Origin of the sequence: Duganella sp. Leaf126 (assembly GCF_001423125.1) — a bacterium.
Classification (GTDB): Bacteria; Pseudomonadota; Gammaproteobacteria; order Burkholderiales; family Burkholderiaceae_D; genus Rugamonas.
In genome coordinates this window covers 641,196-660,889 of record NZ_LMNW01000012.1, presented here as the reverse complement: position 1 = coordinate 660,889, position 19,694 = coordinate 641,196, and the positions used below count along the sequence as shown (strand labels likewise).

15 protein-coding genes are annotated in these 19,694 nt (G+C 65.3%); 9 read left to right on the top strand and 6 right to left on the bottom strand.

What is annotated here, in order from left to right:
* The first annotated feature begins 49 nt into the window (after nucleotides 1-49).
* Nucleotides 50-1,021: a thymidylate synthase gene (locus ASF61_RS10565; RefSeq protein WP_056155036.1), complete on the top strand. Its 972-nt coding sequence runs from the start codon at nucleotides 50-52 to the stop codon at nucleotides 1,019-1,021.
* Entirely contained in the window at nucleotides 1,018-1,734 is a 717-nt protein-coding gene (locus tag ASF61_RS10560) for an alpha/beta fold hydrolase (RefSeq protein ID WP_056155033.1), read from the top strand. The genes ASF61_RS10565 and ASF61_RS10560 overlap by 4 nt, the downstream gene beginning before the upstream one ends.
* Nucleotides 1,735-1,780: 46 nt before the next feature.
* Here the strand turns inward: ASF61_RS10560 and ASF61_RS10555 are convergent, their stop codons facing one another.
* The gene (locus ASF61_RS10555; protein ID WP_056155030.1) at nucleotides 1,781-4,672 is read right to left on the bottom strand and encodes an insulinase family protein; all 2,892 of its coding nucleotides are present in this window, start codon (nucleotides 4,670-4,672) and stop codon (nucleotides 1,781-1,783) included.
* Nucleotides 4,673-4,953: 281 nt separating this feature from the next.
* Between ASF61_RS10555 and ASF61_RS10550 the strand changes: the two genes are divergently transcribed.
* From ASF61_RS10550 to ASF61_RS10535, 4 genes are all read left to right on the top strand, one after another.
* The gene (locus ASF61_RS10550) at nucleotides 4,954-5,439 is read left to right on the top strand and encodes a dihydrofolate reductase (RefSeq protein ID WP_056155025.1); all 486 of its coding nucleotides are present in this window, start codon (nucleotides 4,954-4,956) and stop codon (nucleotides 5,437-5,439) included.
* A gap of 236 nt (nucleotides 5,440-5,675) precedes the next feature.
* Nucleotides 5,676-7,928, top strand: a complete 2,253-nt coding sequence (locus ASF61_RS10545) for an arginine/lysine/ornithine decarboxylase (RefSeq protein ID WP_056155022.1) — start codon at nucleotides 5,676-5,678, stop codon at nucleotides 7,926-7,928.
* A gap of 170 nt (nucleotides 7,929-8,098) precedes the next feature.
* On the top strand, nucleotides 8,099-9,973 hold the full coding sequence (locus ASF61_RS10540; protein WP_056155017.1) for a P-loop NTPase fold protein: 1,875 nt from the start codon (nucleotides 8,099-8,101) through the stop codon (nucleotides 9,971-9,973).
* A 91-nt stretch (nucleotides 9,974-10,064) separates the two neighbouring features.
* Nucleotides 10,065-10,253, top strand: a complete 189-nt coding sequence (locus tag ASF61_RS10535) for a YqaE/Pmp3 family membrane protein (protein WP_056155014.1) — start codon at nucleotides 10,065-10,067, stop codon at nucleotides 10,251-10,253.
* A 21-nt stretch (nucleotides 10,254-10,274) separates the two neighbouring features.
* Here the strand turns inward: ASF61_RS10535 and ASF61_RS10530 are convergent, their stop codons facing one another.
* Nucleotides 10,275-10,916 (bottom strand): intradiol ring-cleavage dioxygenase, encoded by a 642-nt coding sequence (locus ASF61_RS10530; protein WP_229205790.1) that lies wholly within the window; start codon nucleotides 10,914-10,916, stop codon nucleotides 10,275-10,277.
* Nucleotides 10,917-10,995: 79 nt separating this feature from the next.
* Here ASF61_RS10530 and ASF61_RS10525 point away from each other — a divergent pair, with 79 nt between their 5' ends.
* From ASF61_RS10525 to ASF61_RS10515, 3 genes are read left to right on the top strand one after another with little or no spacing between them, the layout of a single operon-like run.
* On the top strand, nucleotides 10,996-11,688 hold the full coding sequence (locus ASF61_RS10525; protein WP_056155011.1) for a response regulator transcription factor: 693 nt from the start codon (nucleotides 10,996-10,998) through the stop codon (nucleotides 11,686-11,688).
* 3 nt (nucleotides 11,689-11,691) lie between these two features.
* Entirely contained in the window at nucleotides 11,692-13,218 is a 1,527-nt protein-coding gene (locus tag ASF61_RS10520) for a cell wall metabolism sensor histidine kinase WalK (RefSeq protein WP_056155007.1), read from the top strand.
* A gap of 3 nt (nucleotides 13,219-13,221) precedes the next feature.
* Complete coding sequence (locus ASF61_RS10515; RefSeq protein WP_056155004.1) at nucleotides 13,222-14,457, top strand: PrpF domain-containing protein; 1,236 nt, start codon at nucleotides 13,222-13,224, stop codon at nucleotides 14,455-14,457.
* Here the strand turns inward: ASF61_RS10515 and ASF61_RS10510 are convergent.
* The 4 genes from ASF61_RS10510 to ASF61_RS23995 all read right to left on the bottom strand — a co-directional run bounded on the left by ASF61_RS10510 (nucleotide 14,418) and on the right by ASF61_RS23995 (nucleotide 19,573).
* Nucleotides 14,418-14,792, bottom strand: coding sequence for a FlxA-like family protein (locus ASF61_RS10510; RefSeq protein ID WP_056155001.1), 375 nt, complete (start codon nucleotides 14,790-14,792; stop codon nucleotides 14,418-14,420). The two genes, ASF61_RS10515 and ASF61_RS10510, sit on opposite strands and share 40 nt — an antisense overlap.
* Nucleotides 14,793-14,900: 108 nt before the next feature.
* The gene (dcd, locus tag ASF61_RS10505; RefSeq protein ID WP_056155482.1) at nucleotides 14,901-15,467 is read right to left on the bottom strand and encodes a dCTP deaminase; all 567 of its coding nucleotides are present in this window, start codon (nucleotides 15,465-15,467) and stop codon (nucleotides 14,901-14,903) included.
* 54 nt (nucleotides 15,468-15,521) lie between these two features.
* Entirely contained in the window at nucleotides 15,522-16,340 is an 819-nt protein-coding gene (locus ASF61_RS10500) for an alpha/beta fold hydrolase (RefSeq protein ID WP_056154998.1), read from the bottom strand.
* Between the two features lie 77 nt (nucleotides 16,341-16,417).
* Nucleotides 16,418-19,573: a DNA internalization-related competence protein ComEC/Rec2 gene (locus ASF61_RS23995; RefSeq protein WP_229205789.1), complete on the bottom strand. Its 3,156-nt coding sequence runs from the start codon at nucleotides 19,571-19,573 to the stop codon at nucleotides 16,418-16,420.
* Nucleotides 19,574-19,694 lie beyond the last annotated feature (121 nt).

Sequence of the window (19,694 nt, the reverse complement as noted above, 5' to 3'; positions counted from 1 at the left end):
GTGCCCCGCGTGACAGGCGCGGGATCGCAGCACCCTGTTGGAGAGTTAATTGAAGCAATACCTGGACCTGATCCAAACCATCCTCGATACCGGCAGCTGGCAGGACAACCGCACCGGCATCCGCACCTTGAGCGTGCCCGGCGCCATGATGCGCTTCGATTTGCGTGAAGGTTTCCCTGCCGTGACCACCAAGCGCCTGGCGTTCAAGTCGGTGATCGGCGAGCTGTGCGCGTTCATGCGCGCGTCGCGCAACGCGGCCGAGTTCCGCGCGCTGGGCTGCAAGGTCTGGGACCAGAACGCCAATGAAAACCAGCAGTGGCTGGCCAACCCGTACCGCCTCGGCGAAGACGATCTCGGTCCCGTGTACGGCGTGCAGTGGCGCCAGTGGCCCGGCTTCAAGCTGCTCGGCATGGACCAGCATGCACAGATCGCCGATGCCCAGAGCAAGGGCTTCCGCCTGATCTCGCAGTTCGACGACCACGGCGAGACCAAGGTGCTGCTGCATAAATCGATCGATCAGCTGCGCGAGTGTCTCGATACCATCGTCAACAATCCGGGCAGCCGCCGCATCCTGTTCCATGGCTGGAACCCAGCGGTGCTGGACGCAGTGGCCCTGCCGGCATGTCACCTGCTGTACCAGTTCATCCCGAATCCGACCACGCGCGAACTGTCGATGTGCCTGTACGTGCGCTCGAACGACCTCGGTCTCGGCACGCCGTTCAACCTGGCCGAAGGCGCGGCGCTGATGCACCTGGTGGGGCGCCTGACCGGCTACACCCCGCGCTGGTTCAGCTACTTCATCGGCGACGCACATATCTATGAAAACCACCTGGACATGGTGAAGGAGCAGCTCACGCGTGCGCCGTTCCCGGCGCCGCACCTGCGCATCGCTGACCGCGTGCCCGATTTCGCCAAGACCGGCAAGTACGAGCCGCAATGGCTGGAACAGGTCGAGCCGTCCGACTTCTCGCTCGAAAACTACCAGCACCACGCGCCGATCACCGCGCCGATGGCGGTATGACAGACCAGCCCACGCGGCTCGACCTGATCCCCGGCACGCTGTGCGACGAGCGGATGTGGGCACGCGTGGCGCCGCTGCTCGGCGACTTCGCGCTGCACCACGTGCCGCTGCCGCAGGCACGCACGCGCGCGCAGATGCACGAACTGATCGCCAGCCACAGCGCATCGAAGACCAACCTGGTCGGCTTTTCGCTGGGCGCCTACCTGGCCGTCGAATACGCGGTCGCCCATCCGGAACGGATCGGGACGCTGGTGCTGATCGCCAACTCCTGCAAGGGCTTGCCGCCGGCAGAGATCGCGGCGCGCCAGCGCATCGTCACCATCCTGGAAAAAAACGTTTATACCGGCATGACGCGCCAGCGCCTGCGCGAGCTGCTGCATCCCGATCACGTGACCGACACGGCGATCACCGGTCCGATCGAACAGATGGCCGTCGATCTGGGCAAGGAAGTGCTGCTGGCCCAGTTCGTCACCACCATCGACCGCGTCGACTACATGGACCGGCTGCACACGCTGCCGTTTCCGGTGCTGATCGTGGGCGCCGAAGGCGACCAGCTGGTGCCGGTAGCGGACCTGCGTGCCATGGCCGCGCGACTGCCCGATGCCACCCTGGCGCTGATTGCGGAGCCGACCGGCCACATGATACCGCTGGAGGCGCCGGCACCGCTGGCCGCGCTGCTGCACCAGTTCTACAGCAAATTATCAGCACCATGAAAAAAGCCTGCGATTAACGCAGGCTTTTTGGTATGTCGCTTCCCTGTCAGGCCTGTTTGGCCAGGCCCAGCAAGTCCACGACCTTGAGCCCTGCGACGTCCTTGGTGACGTCGCCGACAAACGCCGCGCGGCTAGGCTTGCCGTCCTTGAGCCAGGTGCGCACGGCTGCGCGGATCTGCTCCAGGGTGCAGGTGAGCACCTCGGTGCGGAAGCGCTGGCGCAGCGCCTGGTCGATGCCACGGCGCTTGAGCGCCCAGGCATGCAGCACCTGGTCGTACGGCGCATTGGGCTTGTCCATGCCCTTGATCACGCAGATGATCGCCTCTTCCAGCATCTCCTGCGAGAACTCGCCGGTGAGCACCTCGTCGATCGCGCTGTCGAAATCGGCGTAGGTGTCGGCCAGGCGCGGGTCGCGGTACGACGCCATCAGGAAGGTGCCGGTGCCGCCGTTGTAGCCGGCGTTGCCGCCGTAGGCGCCGCCCTTCTCGCGCAGCGCCACGTGCAGCAGCTGGTTGGTCATCAGTTCGGCGGCCACCGCCAGCGCGGCGGCGCCGTCTTCCTGCATCATCGGCGCGCGGTACGACACCACGCAGTGGTTGACCTGGCTGACCGCGTGCAGGCCGGCGTTTTCCGGCGCAATGGCGTCGAGTCGCGGCGCCACGGCCGGCAAGGCAGCCTGCGAGGCCGGCAGCGCGAGCAGGCGCCCCAGCGCCGCACCATCGTCGCCGGCGCCGGCTGCGAGCACGGTCGGCGTGATGGCGATCACGCGCCGGTGCAGCGCATCAAGGCGGCCCGAAATCTGCGCCAGGCCTTCCGGCGTCTTGCTCAGTTCCAGCAACTCGCCCTGGAACGCCAGGCTGGCGGCGCCGCTGACGATATCCTCGAAGCGGCGCAGCGCGGACAACGGCGCGGCAGCAGTCAGCATGGCGTAGCGGTTGCCGGATTGCGCCAGGCCGTTCATGCGATCCTGCACCTGGCTGTCGATCAGGAAAGCCAGCCGTTCGTGCTCGTCGAAGCGCGCTTCGGCCAGGCTGCGCGATACCAGCTCGGCGATGTTGGCGTGCTCCTCGCGCAGGCCGCTGGCCGAGAACCACAGTTCCACGCTCAGGTCGCCGCCCGGGTGCTGGGTGCCGTCGAGATTGAGGTCGTACGACGGCGCCATGCGCTGGCGCCAGGCATCCGCCTGTTCGTAATCCATGTCGCCCACGCCGAGCTGGGTGACCAGGTCCACCCACAGGCGCAGCCACGGCCAGTCCTCGGCCGCAAAGCCGGACACGTCGTAGCCCACCCGCACGTACGACAGGCCATTGGAAGCGATCTCGAACGGCAGCACGATGGCGTGGCCGGCGTCGGCCAGCGGCGCGGGCATCGGCAACGCCGGCCGCGGTTCGGCGCTGACGTCGGACGGGCGGATACGGGGCAGCACATCGGAATTCGACGGCAGCTGCTGGTGCGCCTCGAGCTGTGCCGACTCCTGCTCGATGCGGTCGCGCTCGGCGTCGGTCAGCGCGCGGCTGCGTTCCGCCAGCGCTGCTTCCTCGATGGCGTCGCGCTTCTTGAAGTATTCGGCGTCCGGCACCACGCGCGTGGTCAGGCGGGTCGGGTTGTCGAGCAGCTGGCGTACCAGCCCCTTGAACCACGCCGGATCGGCGATCGCCTGTTCCAGCTTGGCCAGATGGGCCTCGTTGTCGAAGGCGAGGAAGACGTCGCCGTCGCGCATGGCGATCGGCAGCGCATTGAGCAGGCGCGACAGGGCGTTGGGCATGCGGCCCGATGCCGTATCGCGCTGGCTGTACCGCACGTCCCGCAGCGCAGCCTGCAGCGACTCGGTCGGGACGCCCTCCTCGGCCGCACGCTCGAGCGCGGCCCAGATGCGGGCGCGCGCTTCCTCGATCTGCGGCTCGGTCAGGCCTTCCATGCCGAGGTGGAAAATCATCTGGCGCGGGCCGTTGTCCTGGCCATTGAGCGCGGACGGGCGGCCGTAACCGGCCGATTCCATCGCCTTCATGACCGGCGACGACGAGTCGCCCAGCAGGCCGGACGACAGCAGATAGGTGTTGTAGAAGGTGTCGATATCGGACGATTCGCCCATCAGCCAGGTGATCTGCACGCCGTGCTCGTCGGGCTTGGCCGTTTGCGACGGAATCCGTACCTCGTTCGATTTCGGCGCGGTCCAGGTGGCGGCCAGTTCCGGCAGCATGCGCGCGGCAGGCGCCGGCGGCAGCTTGGACAGCACCTTGTCTTCGATCTGCTGCTGGACCTCTACGGCGCTGATGTCGCCGGCGGTCATGAACACGGCCTGCGACGGATGGTAATGGCTGGCGTGGAAGTCCTTGAGCATCTGGTGCGTCAGTTCCGGAATCACCAGCGGATCGCCGCCCGACTCGACTTCGTACGTGGTGCCGGCCAGCAGCGTGTGCTCGATGCCGCTGTACAGGGCGCGGACCGGATCGTTGAACGCGCCCTTCATCTCGTTGAACACCACGCCCTGGTAACCGAGCTTGCCGTCCTTGAGCACATAGCGCCAGCCTTCCTGCAGGAAGTTCAGGTAGTCGAGGTTGGGGAAGAAGGTGGCGTCCAGATAGACGTCAAGCAGGTTGTAGAAATCCTTGCTGTCGGTGCTGGAGAACGGGTAGACGGTGCGGTCGGCATAGGTGAACGCGTTCATGAACGTAGCGGTCGAACGGCGCAGCATCGAAAAGAACGGGTCGCGCACCGGGTAGCGCTGCGAACCGCACAGCGACAGGTGCTCGAGGATGTGGGCACGGCCGTCGCTGACATCGGGCACGGTGGGAAACGCCACCAGGAATACCTTTTCGGCCTGGTCGCTGGCGAGGTGGATATGGCGCGCACCGGTACGCGGCGAGATGTATTCTTCTACGGTGGCTTGCAGCGCTGGGATCACGCGGCTGCCGATTTTTTCAAAAGTCGTCGTCATAGGTACTCGGTTGGGCTTTACGTTGGGCTGAAAGCCGGATGTCGGAGGGTTTTACCCCGGATTTCACATGCTGGTTTCACGTGCTTCATAGTGTAACGCAGATCGGCAATCTCGTCGGGCGAGGCGCTCAGCCGGGCAACCCGATGCACCGACACTGCGGGCTCGCTGCGCGGTTTGCCGCACCGGCACTGCGCATCTGGTGCCGATAGCCGCATAGTCAAGCGGATTTCCGCGATAATGTCGGCCAGTGCAACCGAACCAGTTAATTGAAGAATAACGCCATGAGCAATCTCGTCATCATCGTCGCCACCGACCAGCAGCGCGGCATCGGCATCCGCAACACGCTGCCGTGGAAGCTGCCCGAGGACCTCGCGCATTTCAAGCGGCTCACCACCGGCCACCCGATCATCATGGGCCGCAAGACGTTCGAGTCGATCGGCCGCCCGCTGCCCAATCGGCGCAACATCGTCGTCACCCGCAACGCCGACTGGCACCACGACGGCGTGGAGACGGCCGGTTCGCTGACGGCTGCCCTGGCATTGCTCGATGGCGCAGACGGCTACGTGATCGGCGGCGCCGAGATCTACGCCCAGTCGATGGCGCTGGCGACCACCCTGGTTGTCACCGAAATCGGCCAGACCTACGACTGCGACGCCTTTTTCCCGGCGATCGACGCTGCCACCTGGGAGGAATGCGCACGCGAGGCCCATGTATCGGCCAGCTCCGGCCTGCCCTATGCGTTTGTGACCTACCGCCGGCGCGGTTGAACGGGACATCGGCGGTTTTGCCTCATAATGAGGCAGCGTCTGTAACAATGCGGTCACACCGGTGCGGCATTCTGCGCGGGTCCGGCCGGTTTTGGTTATGATCTTTTTTCCCCGCAGCGGCTGCATTTCTGCGAGAATCCCGTTCTTATTTTTTTGGCGACGCTGTGCTGCAGCGGTCGCGCCCTGGGCCGCCCTCCACACAAGTACCGGGGCGGCTTGCTTTTTTGGAGACATGCATGAAATTTCGTTTCCCCATCGTCATCATCGACGAGGATTTCCGTTCCGAGAACACGTCCGGCCTGGGCATTCGCGCCCTGGCCGATGCGATGGAAAAAGAAGGCATGGAAGTGGTGGGCGTGACCAGCTACGGCGACCTGTCGCAGTTCGCCCAGCAGCAGTCGCGCGCGTCCGCTTTCGTGCTGTCGATCGATGACGAGGAATTCGGCGCCGGCTCCACCGAGGAAACCGACGCCGCGCTCAAGTCGCTGCGCGCGTTTGTCGAAGAGATCCGCCATAAAAACGCCGACATCCCGATCTACCTGTACGGCGAAACCCGCACCTCGCGCCACATCCCCAACGACATCCTGCGCGAACTGCACGGCTTCATCCACATGTTCGAGGATACGCCGGAATTCGTGGCGCGCCACATCATCCGCGAAGCGAAGTCCTACCTCGACGGCCTGGCGCCGCCATTCTTCCGCGCGCTAGTCGAATACGCCAACGACGGCTCGTACTCGTGGCACTGCCCCGGCCACTCGGGCGGCGTGGCGTTCCTGAAGTCGCCGATCGGCCAGATGTTCCACCAGTTCTTCGGCGAGAACATGCTGCGCGCCGACGTCTGCAACGCGGTCGAGGAGCTGGGCCAGCTGCTCGACCATACCGGCCCCGTCGCCAAGTCCGAGCGCAACGCCGCGCGCATCTTCAACGCCGACCACTGCTATTTCGTCACCAACGGCACCTCGACCTCGAACAAGATGGTGTGGCACTCGACCGTGGCGCCGGGCGACATCGTGGTGGTGGACCGCAACTGCCACAAGTCGATCCTGCACTCGATCATCATGTGCGGTGCGATTCCCGTGTTCCTGATGCCGACCCGTAACCACCTGGGCATCATCGGCCCGATCCCGCTGGCCGAGTTCTCGATGGAGAGCATCCGCCGCAAGATCGAAGCCAACCCGTTCGCGCGCGAAGCCGTGAACAAGAAGCCGCGCATCCTGACCATCACGCAATCGACCTACGACGGCGTGGTGTACAACGTCGAGACGCTGCGCGAGCTGCTCGACGGCCAGATCGACACGCTGCACTTCGACGAAGCATGGCTGCCGCACGCCACCTTCCACGACTTCTACAAGAACATGCACGCGATCGGCAAGGACCGTCCGCGCGCCAAGGAATCGATGATCTTCTCGACCCAGTCGACCCACAAGCTGCTGGCCGGCCTGTCGCAGGCGTCGCAGGTGCTGGTGCGCGAGTCGGAATCGGTCAAGCTGGACCGCGACGCCTTCAACGAGGCCTACCTGATGCACACGTCCACCTCGCCGCAGTATTCGATCATCGCCTCGTGCGATGTCGCCGCCGCCATGATGGAAGCGCCGGGCGGCACCGCGCTGGTCGAGGAATCGATCCTCGAGGCGCTCGACTTCCGCCGCGCCATGAAGAAGATCGATGCCGAATGGGGCAAGGACTGGTGGTTCAAGGTGTGGGGCCCGCAGGAGTTCGCCGAAGAAGGCATCGGTTCGCGCGAAGACTGGGTGATCAAGGCGGAAGACGACTGGCACGGCTTCGGCGACCTGGCGCCCAACTTCAACATGCTCGACCCGATCAAGGCCACCATCGTCAACCCGGGCCTGTCGCTGGACGGCCAGTTTGCCGATTCCGGCATCCCGGCGTCGATCGTCACCAAGTACCTGGCCGAACACGGCGTGATCGTCGAGAAGTGCGGTCTGTACTCGTTCTTCATCATGTTCACCATCGGCATTACCAAGGGCCGCTGGAACACGCTGCTGACGGCGCTCCAGCAGTTCAAGGACGACTACGACAAGAACCAGCCGATGTGGCGCATCCTGCCCGAGTTTGCGGCGGCCAATCCGACCTACGAATCGATGGGCCTGCGCGACCTGTGCCAGCAGATCCACGATTTCTACAAGGCTTACGACGTGGCGCGCCTGACCACCGAGATGTACCTGTCGGACATGATCCCGGCCATGAAGCCGTCGGACGCCTTTGCCAAGATGGCGCACCGCGAAATCGAGCGCGTGGCGATCGAAGACCTGGAAGGCCGCATCACGTCGATCCTGCTGACGCCTTACCCGCCGGGCATTCCGCTGCTGATCCCGGGCGAGCGCTTCAACAAGACCATCGTCGACTACCTGCGCTTCGCGCGCGACTTCAACGAGCGCTTCCCCGGCTTCGAGACCGACGTGCACGGCCTGGTCAAGCGCGAGGTCGACGGCAAGCGCGGTTACTTCGTCGACTGCGTGAAGCAGTAAGCGCTCCGGCAGGCCGCATGCCGGGCAACTGCCGCACCTGATTGTCCTTCATGACTGGCAGCTTCGGCTGCCAGTTTGCTTTTATTGCAAGCCCAAACGTCTTCATGGTAAATTAATTTCCGCATAGAACTTTCTTTGCAAGCACATTCGCAAACTATTCCGGAGATAATATGCAGCCAGCGCACGACGATGCAATCGAAGTTTATTTGACTCAATACTGCACGCAGCCGGCCAGTCCCCATTACGCCGTGCTGATCGAAGGCGAGTGGGGTGCCGGCAAGACCTGGCGCATCAAGCAGTTCGCCCAGCGTCTTACCGAGCAGCACCAAAAGAAAACGCTGTATGTGTCGTTGTATGGTGTGAGCAGCATCAATGACATCGCCGAGCAGTTCTTCAGGCAACTCAATCCGCTGCTGGGCAGCACGGTGGTACAAACCTCGTGGGGGCTGGCCCGCAGCGCACTCAAAGGCACGTTCAAGATCGCCGATGATGCACTAGAGCTCGAGATGTCAGCACCTGATATCCAGAAGCGCCTGCGGACCCACAACGCCGTGCTCATCTTCGATGATCTCGAGCGCAGCACCATGCCAGTCGACGACGTGCTCGGCATTATCAACCAGCTGGTCGAGCACGATGACCACCGCGTGCTGATTCTGGCCAATCCCGACCAGGTGCCTGAACGCGGCACCACCATTCCCTTTGCCACACTCAAAGAAAAAGTCATCGGCCGCACGCTGCGACTCAGCCCGGACCCGCGCGGTGCGCTGCAGTCCTTTCTGAATGAACTGGGGGAAGTGGCTGGTAGCCAGCAGCTGGCAAAGCATCAAGAGACGGTATTGAGGGTGTTCGAACTCGCCGGCTACAGCAACCTGCGACAGCTGCGTCAGGCCATGCTCGACTTTTCGCGAGTGCGGGGCGCCCTCCAGCAAGCTGTTCCCTACCTTCAACTGCCGGAACCGTACGTCAGGCGGCTCGTCCATGAGGTGCTGGCGCTGAGCATCGAATTCCGCGCCGGCCAGCTGGAACTGGATGACCTCAGCACCCTGTGCGACTCGGCCGCGACTTTACCCTCTGTGGACAGCGAGCGGGCGCGCGGGGCCGGGGCAGCACGCCTGCGGCTGCACGGTCTCGATGACATCACCGCATACGGGCTGCCGCCAGCCCTTTACCGGGAATACTTCCAGTACGGCGAACTGCGACACGAAGCACTGCGCGAGGCCATCAGGCACAGCGCCTGGTTCGTCACAGAAGACGAGCCGGCCTGGCTACAGCTATGGCATTGGCAGCAGCTGTCCAATGCCAGGTTCAATGCCCTGGTCTATAAACTGCAAGAAGCTTACATGGACAGCGCATTCGACTCGCCCGGCGCATTTCTGCATGCCACCGGCTTGCTACTTCAGTTTATCGGTATGCGATTGCTGCAGATGCCGGACGACGCCGTGCAGGATCTGGGAAGCGAAGTGGTCAAGGCCAAGTGGGCAACTTCCGGGACACTGCATACTGCGCTGACTGCGGAAGACCGCGCCGCCATCGACGGCAATGGCGCGTTTGGCCTCGCTTACTGGTCACGTAGCCATCCCATCTTCCGCAAACTGCAATCGGACTTGCGCACGGCTGTGACGGCCACGCAGCAACAGCAATTCAAATACTGGTGGGAACTGTGGATGACCGAGCTGAGAACGGACCCGCAGCGCTGGGCAAGTCGCATCGCCTCCAGCGCGGGTGCGCAGGCACAGTTTGGCGCCATCCCGTTCACCGAGTATTTGCACGCTGACGAGTTTGCCAAACTTCTGGCTGGCAGCGACATGCCCGTGTTGCGCACCGTTCTACGGGCACTGCAGACAAGGTATGCGGGCGTGAGCCATCCTGCATTGGCCCAGGAGGCGGCATTCTGGGGCGCCCTGCTACCCAAGCTCGAGTATTACGCTGGCAATCGTGACGAAACTGAGGGCGTAACACTCGGGGCGGCTTATCTCACGCAACAAATCATACCGTTTATCGCTGCCCTGCCACCACGCCTGGAAAAACTGCGCAAGCAGCGCTGAACCAACCTCGGGCATATGGCTCCGTGCGCACAAAGTGGGGCACGGATTCATGCTAAATTGGCACAACCTTTACAACTATGAAAGAACTGCAATGCGTTTAATCATCGCCTTGATACTTCCGTGGCTGACATTCTTCACCATCGGCCGCCCCATGGCCGGCATCATCTGCCTGATTCTGCAAATCACCTTGATCGGCTGGCTGCCTGCCGCCATCTGGGCCGTGTATGCGCTGAGCCAGTACAAGACGGACCAGAAGATCCGTGACGCCATGGGCCGCTGAGCCCATTCTCCCTAGCGGGCCCTACCCCGCCACGCCCACGGTCAGCGTCGCCACATAGCCTTCGGTGACGTTGCCCGTGATGCTGGCCACCTGCAGCGTGGCGCCGTCGCTGAAGACGTTGTCGGTCGCCAGGCTGATTTGCGCCATGTTGCGCACGCTGGCGCTGTAGCCGGCGCTCGCATACACCGCATTGCTGGCTGCATCGGGAAACGCGAACTGCGAGGTCTTGATGCGGTTCGCGGCGCTGGTTGCACCGGCCAGCGTGCGGTACACCTCGAAGTGCACGTGCGGCACGCGCCCTGCGTAACAGCCCGGATAGATCGACGTGAACGCCACGTTGCCGCTGCTGTCGCTGACCTGCACGCCGCGCAGATAATTCTGCCCGGTGACGCCGCTCGAATACAGCGAGTAGTTGCCGTCACGGTCGCAGTGCCACAGATAGACGGCGACACCGTCGAGCGCTGCGCAGCTGCCGTTGACGTTCACCAGTTGCAGCTTGATGGTCAGCGGCACCCCTGCGGCGGTGCCGGTGGCGCCATTGAAACTGCTGCGGATATCGCTGCGCACTACGCCCGATTGGGTGAGCACGTTGACCACGCCGCTGGCATTGCTGTTGCTGCCATCGGCCGGGTAAGGTCCACCGGTTTCTGCAAAGTAACGCATTGTAAAAGCGGGTAAAACGCTGCTGGGACGCTGGCACCGCTGCTATCATGGACGGCATTCCTACAATGAATCGCTGCACATGAAGAGCAAAGTACTGCTGATAGACGACGACATCGAACTGGTAGGCATGTTCAAGGAATATCTGGAACAGGAAGGCTTCGAGGTCAAGGCCGTGCACGACGGCGAAGCCGGCACCATCGAGGCCAGCACCGGCGCCTATGCGATCGCCATCCTCGATGTGATGATGCCGCGCATGAACGGCCTGGAAACGCTGCGCCGCATCCGCACCGGCAGCCAGTTGCCGGTGCTGATGCTCACCGGGCGCGGCGACGACACCGACCGCATCGTCGGCCTGGAACTGGGCGCCGACGATTACGTCGCCAAGCCCTGCACCCCGCGCGAACTGACTGCCCGCATCCGCGCCATCCTGCGCCGCGCCCACAGCGTGCCGGCCGACAGCGGCAATGCATCGGCCATCGTGGTCGGTCAGCTCACCATGTGGCCCGAACAGCGGCGCGCCACCTGGGCTGGCGGCAAGCTGGAACTGACCAGCACCGAATTCAACCTGCTCGAAGTGCTGGCCCGGAACGCCGGCCGTCCGGTCAGCAAGAACACCTTGTCGGAGCAGGGCCTGGGCCGGCCGCTGGCCCGCTTCGACCGCAACATCGATGTTCACCTCTCGAGCCTGCGGCACAAGCTCGGCACCATCGCCGATGGCCGCTCCTGCCTGCAAACCGTGTACCGCCTCGGTTACCAGCTGATCAAGGAGTAGGCCGTGGGGCGTTTGTTCTGGAAGTTTTTTGTCTGCATCCTGCTGGCGCAGCTGGCGGCCACGGTCGGCATCGGCGGCGCCATCTGGCTCAAGAACCGCCGCCAGCAAACCGTGCAATCGGACATCGACACCAGCCCGCCGGCCGAAATGGCGATCGGTGCGGCCGCCGCCACGCTCGAATTCGGCGGCGCCAACGCCCTCAAGCGCATGCTGGAAAACATGGACCGGCGCCGCGTGTACGCCGTCAACGACGCCGGCCGCGAGCTGCTCGGCCGTATTGTCAGCGAATCGATGTTGCGCGAATCGCGCAACCTGCTGCGCGACGAAGACCGCCAGCGCGTGGTGCGCCACGTCTACGACCCGCAGGGCAACCGCTATCTGCTGTTCCTGCCCGCGTCCGAACGGCTGCGCGGCTACGACAAGGACCGTTCGCTGCTGGGCATTAACGACCGCGAGATGCGCATGTTCATGAGCCGGGAAGGCATGCCGGGCGCCCAGCCGCCGCCCTCGCCGCCACCGCCATCCGGCTGGAACCAGCCATCCGCAGCGCAGGGGCAAGCGACGCCGCAGCAGGGTGGCCCGGGGCGACCGAACGAATTCCGTGGACCGATGGGACCGCGCTTCCAGCCGATCACGCCGTGGGTGCCGCTGGTGGCAGCGGTGCTGGCCAGCCTGCTGTTCTCGTTCCTGCTGGCCTGGTATTTCTCACGGCCGATCCGGGCCTTGCGGCAAGCCTTCGACGCGGCGGCCGGCGGCGATTTGTCGCCGCGCTTCGCCAACGCCGCCGGCATGCGCGGCACCGAACTCAACGACCTGGGCCGCGACTTCGACCGCATGACTGCGCGCCTGCGCAGCCTGATCGACGGCCAGACCCGCCTGCTGCACGATGTCTCGCACGAATTGCGCTCGCCGCTGGCGCGGCTGCAGGCGGCCATCGGCCTGGCCCACCAGCAGCCCGACAAGATGGCCGCCTCGATGGAACGGGTCGAGCGCGAAAGCGTGCGGATGGACAAGCTGGTCGGCGAGCTGCTGACGCTGGCCCGGCTCGAAGCGGGCGCCATCAAGGCCAGCCAGGAAGACATCAGCATGGCCGACCTGCTCGACCAGATCGCCGACGATGCGCGCTTCGAGGCGACCAGCCAGCAACGCAGCGTCGCCCAGGAGGGCGAGGCCGATGTGATCGTGGTCGGCCAGACCGATCTGCTGGGGCGCGCGATCGAAAACGTCGTACGCAACGCCATCAAGCACAGTCCAGCCGGCGGCGAAGTGCTGCTGCAGGCGCAGGCGCTGCCGGACCAGGGCAAGCTGGCGATCCGCGTGCTGGACCGCGGTCCCGGCGTGGCGGCGGACGAACTCGACACCATCTTTCAACCATTTTCCCGCGCCAGCAGTGCCAGTACCGAAGGCCACGGTCTCGGCCTGGCCATCGCCCAGCACGTGATCGAAGCCCATGGCGGCGCCATCCGCGCCAGCAACCGCGAAGGCGGCGGGCTGAGCGTGGAAATCATCTTGCCGGTCAAGCGGCACTGAACCATGACACCATTGTTTGCACCACGGCTGCGCCACGGCGTACTGGAATTCCCGGTCCACCACATGCGCGGCGGCACCTCGACCGGCCTGGTCCTGTGGGACCGCTGGGCGCCGCAGGACCTGGCGCTGCGCGAGGAACTGCTGCGCCACCTGATGGGCGTGCCGCTGGGCGGACACAATGACCGCAACCGGCAGATCACCGGTCTCGGACGGGGCACGCCCACCAGCAACAAGGTGTTTTTTGCCGACATCGAGCGCAGCAGCGATGGCGATGTCCTGGTCAGCACCCTGGCGCAACTGGCCCACAATCACGATGCCATCGACTGGAGCGTCAACTGCGGCAATATGTCGGCCGCGCTGCAGTTGTGGGCGCTCGACAGCGCGATGGTGAGCAGTGCGGGCGATCTGCAGATCCGCAACACCAATACCGGCGTCACCACCGTCTCGCGCATGCACGCCGAGGCCGACGGCAGGTATCTGGCTGCCGCGATTCCCGGCGTCGATGGCGCCTACCCTGCCGTCGACCTGTTCATGCAGTCGCCGGTCGGCGCCAAGACCGGCCGCCTGCTGCCCACCGGCAGCGTGTGCGATGTGATCGACGGTTACACGGTATCGTGCGTCGATGTGGCCGTGCCGATGGTGATCTGCGATGCGGCCGAACTGGGCAAGTCGGCCCAGGCACCGATCGCCGAACTCGACGCCGATCCGGTCTTCAAGCAAACGCTGCGCAGCCTGTGGGTGGCGGCAGGCTTGCGCATGGGCCTGCGGCGGCGCGACGGCAGCCTGATGACGGGCGACGACCTGGCGCGCAGCGAGACCATTCCCAAGATCTGCATCGTCGGCCAGCCCGAGGCGGGCGGCAATATCGCGGTCCGTTATTTCACCCCGCAAGCGGGCCATGCGTCGATGGCGGTGTCCGGTGGCTGCTGCCTGGCGGCGGCCACGCTGATTCCCGGTTCGGTCGCGCAGCAGGCGGCGCGCGGCTTGCCGCCGATCGGCAGCGACTTTGCCGACGTCGCGGTGGGTATCGAAAATCCGGCCGGCATCCTCGACGCCACCGTGGTGGCGCGCATGGCGGGCGGCCTGCCCGAGATTGGCAGTGCAGCCTACCGCCGCAGCGCCCAGGTCCTGCTGCGCGGCCACGTGCCGCTGTACCGGGCCTCGGCCGCGCTGGTGGCGGCCGTGCTGGCACGCGCCGGTCAAGCGGTGGTGTCGATCACGGAACCGACGGTGTCGTAGCGCGAGCTTTTGCCGGTGTTGCCGGTGTTGCCGGCGCTGGCAGCGCTGGCGTCGGTGCCGGCTGCAGCCCCGGTCGTCTGCGCAGCAGCCTGCTGTTGCTGCGCCTTTTGCGCCGCCTGCGCTTGCAGCTGCGCGATCTGCTGTTCGATCGCATCGACCTGGGTCTGCAGCAGCTTGGCCTTGGACTGTCCCGTTTCCGAGGTATCCTTGTTCGCTTGCGCCAGATCCTTCTGCAACGATTGCAGCTGCTTTTGCAGGCTGGCGATGGTGCTGCTGTCCGACGAGGTGCTGCTTCCCGCAGCCGTGGCCGTGGCCGATCCCACTGCTGATACCATTGTTGACTCCCCTGAGATGATCGATACAGGAGTTAACGGCAACGCCGGCGCGGGCCGGAGCCCGCGCCATGTAAAGCGGTGTAAAGCGGCGTTAAGACGACAACGGTCTTACGCGCGTGGCAGCGTGACGCCGTGCTGTCCCTGGTATTTGCCGTTGCGGTCCTTGTAGGAGACATCGCATTCCTCGTCGCTTTCGAAGAACAGCACCTGGGCGCAGCCCTCGCCCGCATAGATCTTGGCCGGCAGCGGCGTGGTATTGGAAAACTCCAGCGTCACATAACCTTCCCATTCCGGTTCGAACGGGGTGACGTTGACGATGATGCCGCAGCGCGCATAGGTCGATTTGCCGAGGCAGACCGTCAGCACGCTGCGCGGAATGCGGAAGTACTCGACGGTGCGGGCCAGCGCGAACGAGTTGGGCGGAATGATGCAGACATCGCTCTTGATATCGACGAACGAATTCGAATCGAAATTCTTCGGATCGACGATGGTGCTGTTGATGTTGGTGAACACCTTGAATTCATCGGCGCAGCGGATGTCATAGCCATACGACGACGTGCCATAGGAGATGACCTTGCGCCCCTCTTCCATGCGGACCTGGTCCGGGAAAAACGGCTCGATCATGCCGTGCTGTTCCGCCATGCGGCGTATCCATTTATCGCTTTTAATCGTCATCGCAAAGTCATCCTGAATGCTGGAAAGGCGCAGCTGCGCCAAATGGACGAGATTTTACGCGAAAGCACCCGGTTTCAACACCTTTTCTAGCGCCGCGACCATCTCGACGATGGCGTCTGCCGCCAGCGCCGGCGACTCCATCGGAAACAGGTGGCCGCCCTCGACGATGCGGAACTGCGCGCCGACCAGCGCCCGGGTGTGCTGGTGGCCGGACTGCCTGGTTTCCCAGGAATCGGCGCCACCGATAAAGCCGATGGGCACAGGCGTCCCCCGGCGCAGCAGGCGGCCCAGGTGGTGCGGCAAGGTGGCATAGACGCGGGTCTCGACCTCGCGCGTGTAACGCAGCTGCACGCCGTCCGGGTGCGGTGTCAGGCCGCAGGCGATGTAATCGTCCAGCACGCCCGGCGCCCAGCGCGCGAACAGGTCCTTGCCGGCAAAATGCTGGTGCGCCGCTTGCGCGTCGGGCCACACGAAGCGGCGCCGCTTGGAGAACTTGGCCGGCGGCAGGTCGTACTCCTTCCCGACCAGCTTGATCAGGCGCCACACCAGCGCGCGCCATCCCGCCACCACCGGCGCATCGAGCATCACCACGCTCCGCACCAGTTCGGGCCGCTTATACGCCACCAGCAAACTGAGCATGCCACCGAGCGAATGGCCGACCAGGATCACCGGTTCCGTGTAGCGCGCCACCAGTTCGGCGATATATTCGTCCACCAGGTGCGGCCAGCAGTCGGACACCGGGTAATGCGGGTTGTGCGCATGCATGTCCAGCGCCCCGATGTCGAATTGCAGCGCCAGGCGTTCCAGCAGTTGGCGGTACACGCCGGCCGGGTAACTGTTGGCGTGGGCGAAATGGAGCTTGGGCTTGCTCACGGGCGATCTCCGTCGATGGTCATGATGTCAGCGGCCCATTGTAGCGGCATGTGATGATCCTGCGTGGTGGAAAGGTTCTAGTTTGACGATGCCGACGCGATGTCGTACCAGTAGCGGGGACTGGTCTGGCGGTAGGCATCGATCTGCACCGTCTGGCCGAAATGCAAGGTCAGCGCGCCGCTGCGGTCGGTGCGCAGCCGTTCGATCCCCAGCGCGCCGTAGCGCTCGTACACCTGCTGCTGCGGATGCCGGTAGCGGTTGCGGTGGCCGACCTGGAAGATGGCCGTGTGCGGGGCTACCGCCTGCAGGAAGGCGGGGGTCGAACTGGTGCCGCTGCCGTGGTGGGGCGCCAGCAGTATATCGGCGCGCAAGCCGGCGTCCATGCGCGCTACCAGCTGGGCTTCCTGCGCCGCTTCGATATCGCCGGCCAGCAGCAGCGACCTGGCGCCGGCCGTGACGCGCAGCACGCAGCTGCGCCCGTTGGACTTGAGGCCGGCGTCCGCGTGCTGCGCGGCCAGCGGGTGCAATATCTCGAACCTGACGCCGTCCCAGGTCCAGCCCTGGCCGGCCGCGCAGCGCAGGTGCCGGCGCGCCACACCGGCGACCGGGTGGCTGTCGCCCAGCGATGACAGCACCCAGCCCACGCCGATATTGTCCAGCACCGCCAGCGCGCCGCCGGCATGGTCGGCATCGCTGTGACTGACGACCATGCCATCGAGCTTGCCGATACCGCGCGTGCGCAGATACGGCACGATGACGCGGGCGCCGGCATTGCTGTCCGGGCCGTAGGCAGGCCCGGTGTCGTACAGCAGGCGGCGGCTGCTGGTCTCCACCAGCAGGGCCATGCCCTGCCCGACGTCGAACGCCGTGACCGTCATCCGCCCCGGATCCGGATGGTCGGGTTCTGCAGCCAGCAGCGGAATCCACGTAGCCAGTCCCAGCCAGCGCACCGGCCAGCCGCGCGGCGCCAGCAGCCACAAGGTGCCGAACATGGCCAGGCAGAACAGCCACAGCGGCGGGGCCGGCGCGGTCAGCACCGCGTGATCGATTCCGCTCAGCCAGGTCAGGCAGGCGGCCAGCCAGGCGATCAGGCCGTGGGCCAGCACCAGCAGCGGCGCACCGAACATGGCGGGCAACACGCTGCCGACCAGTGCCAGCGGCGTAATCACCAGGCTGATCAACGGAATCGCCACCGCGTTGGCGACCGGGCTGATGACGGACACCTGGGAGAACAGCAGCATCGTCAACGGCAGCAGTCCCAGCGTGACGGCGTATTGGGTATAAGCGCCCAGCCGCACTGCCTGCCACCATGGCTGCAGCCATGCCCGAAGCTGCCCGGCAGCACGCTGCAGGGGCCCCGCATGGGTAAGGTCTGGCGCTGTCGCTGTCGCTGTCGCACCCATGGCGTCGATAACTGGCGCACTGCCACGGGTCTCGCCCTGAACTTGCGGCAAACCTTGCATGGCGGGAGCACCTGGCATGCCGGCAGCAGTTTCATCCTGCACCTTCGGCGCCGCTTTCGGTGCCGTAGCGCCGGGCGCGCCCACAGAGGCTTCATCCTGCACTCCCGGCGCTGCTTTCGGTGCGGTAGCGCCGGGCGCGCCGGTAGCGGCCTGCCCGCGCAATCGCTGCGCCATGTGCAGTGCGGCGGCAGTCACAGTGCTGCACGGGCCAGCACTGCGGACTTTGGTTGGCATTGATTGCCCAGGTGGCAGGCGTGCAGGCCGAACGGCGATGCGCCCCGCCGTCGCATACACGATCACGGCCACCGCCCCGAACGACAGCCAGAATCCCGGCCACAGCACGGCCCAGGGATCGATCACCACCACCACGCCGAGCGCAGTACACAGGACGTGCGAGAAATCGGACAGCCGGTTGCACCACAGCGCCACCGCCACCACGGTCAGCATGTACAGCGTGCGTTGCGCCGGCACGCCGAAGCCGGCCAGCAGCACGTACAGCAGCGCGCTGACGGCGCCGACCAGCGCCGCCACCTTTTGCGCCGGCAGCAGCAGCGGCAGCTGCGCGCCGGTGAAAAACGAGTGCCGCCACAGCGTGAACGCCGCCAGCGCGAACAGCCCTGCCACCATGGTGATATGCAGGCCGCTGATGCTGACCAGGTGGCCAATGCCGGTGCGGTTGAACACCTGCCAGTCCGCCTGACCGATGCCGCGCTGGTCGCCGACCACCAGCGCGACGATCACGCCTGCATAGGGCTTGCCGTCGAGCGCCCTCTCGATCCGCGCCCGCAGCGCCGCCCGGCTGCGCTCGACCAGGTTGCCGGCGCTGACCACGAACGCATCGCGCCGGCGGTTGTCGTGGTCGGGGCGTACGTAGCCGGTGGCGCGTATCCCCTGCTCCAGCAGCCACACCTCGTAGTCAAAACCATGTGGATTGGCATTGCCGTGCGGACGTTGCAGGCGCACGGTCAGGCGCCAGCGTTCGCCGGGCTGCACATTGCCCACTGTGGACGATGCCGCGGAGCCTCCTGTTGCAGCGGGCCGGTCGCGAAAATCGCTGTACCACGAGAGCGCGATGCGCGGCGGCACCGGCACAGATGCCGATGCAGATGCCGAGCCGATGCCGGCGCCGGTGCGGTCCTCCACCCGCTCCACGGCAAAATTGAACCGCACTCCCTGCGGGAAACGATGCGGCAGATTGTCGATGGTGCCGACGACGATGAGATCGCGTCCCTCGTCGGCCTGCGCCAGCGACGGCGCCAGCGCGCGCTGGGCCAGCCAGGCGGCCCACAGGAAGCCGGCAACGAACCCCGCCAGGACGGCTGCCAGCTTGCCGGAAAATTCGGCCCAGCGGGACCAGCTCGCTGCCAGCTTGTCCGGAAGTCTGGCCCAGCAAGACCTGCCCGCTGCCAGCTTGTCCGGGATTTCGGCCCAGCGAGACCTGCCCGCTGCCAGCCTGTCCGGGATTTCGGCCCGGCGGGACCTGCCGGCTGCCAGCCTGTCCGGGATTTCGGCCCGGCGGGACCTGCCGGCTGTTAGCCTGCCCAGGAATCCGGCCCAGCGGAACCAGCCGGCCCAGCCGCTCCTGCCCCGCGCTGGCAGTGGTTGCAACAGCCGCACGCATAACGGCAGCAAGCTCGCCAGCGCGGGGCCTGCAACGAGGAGCGCAAGCAGACCGACCACCCCGGCAAGCAGGCAGGCAACGGTGGGCAAGGTAGCCTGCTGCTGGAGCAAGCCCGCACCAGCGACAAACCCGACGATCGCCGCTCTCATCGTACTTTCCTCGCGCAATCGAAGTTGGCGATCTGGCGCCTGCCATCAGGGCTTGCCATGATCGGCCCACCCGCAGAACGCACTGGTGGTGCGCCGTTGCGGTGGTCACAGGATGCAGACG

Excerpts from the sequence above, each read along its gene's own strand:
- ASF61_RS10545 (WP_056155022.1), top strand. The coding sequence starts at position 5,676 with ATGAAATTTCGTTTCCCCATCGTCATCATCGACGAGGATTTCCGTTCC.
- ASF61_RS10510 (WP_056155001.1), bottom strand. The coding sequence starts at position 14,792 with ATGGTATCAGCAGTGGGATCGGCCACGGCCACGGCTGCGGGAAGCAGC.
- ASF61_RS10560 (WP_056155033.1), top strand. The coding sequence starts at position 1,018 with ATGACAGACCAGCCCACGCGGCTCGACCTGATCCCCGGCACGCTGTGC.
- ASF61_RS10525 (WP_056155011.1), top strand. The coding sequence starts at position 10,996 with ATGAAGAGCAAAGTACTGCTGATAGACGACGACATCGAACTGGTAGGC.
- ASF61_RS10515 (WP_056155004.1), top strand. The coding sequence starts at position 13,222 with ATGACACCATTGTTTGCACCACGGCTGCGCCACGGCGTACTGGAATTC.
- dcd (WP_056155482.1), bottom strand. The coding sequence starts at position 15,467 with ATGACGATTAAAAGCGATAAATGGATACGCCGCATGGCGGAACAGCAC.
- ASF61_RS10530 (WP_229205790.1), bottom strand. The coding sequence starts at position 10,916 with ATGCGTTACTTTGCAGAAACCGGTGGACCTTACCCGGCCGATGGCAGC.
- ASF61_RS10550 (WP_056155025.1), top strand. The coding sequence starts at position 4,954 with ATGAGCAATCTCGTCATCATCGTCGCCACCGACCAGCAGCGCGGCATC.
- ASF61_RS10540 (WP_056155017.1), top strand. The coding sequence starts at position 8,099 with ATGCAGCCAGCGCACGACGATGCAATCGAAGTTTATTTGACTCAATAC.
- ASF61_RS10555 (WP_056155030.1), bottom strand. The coding sequence starts at position 4,672 with ATGACGACGACTTTTGAAAAAATCGGCAGCCGCGTGATCCCAGCGCTG.
- ASF61_RS10535 (WP_056155014.1), top strand. The coding sequence starts at position 10,065 with ATGCGTTTAATCATCGCCTTGATACTTCCGTGGCTGACATTCTTCACC.
- ASF61_RS23995 (WP_229205789.1), bottom strand. The coding sequence starts at position 19,573 with ATGAGAGCGGCGATCGTCGGGTTTGTCGCTGGTGCGGGCTTGCTCCAG.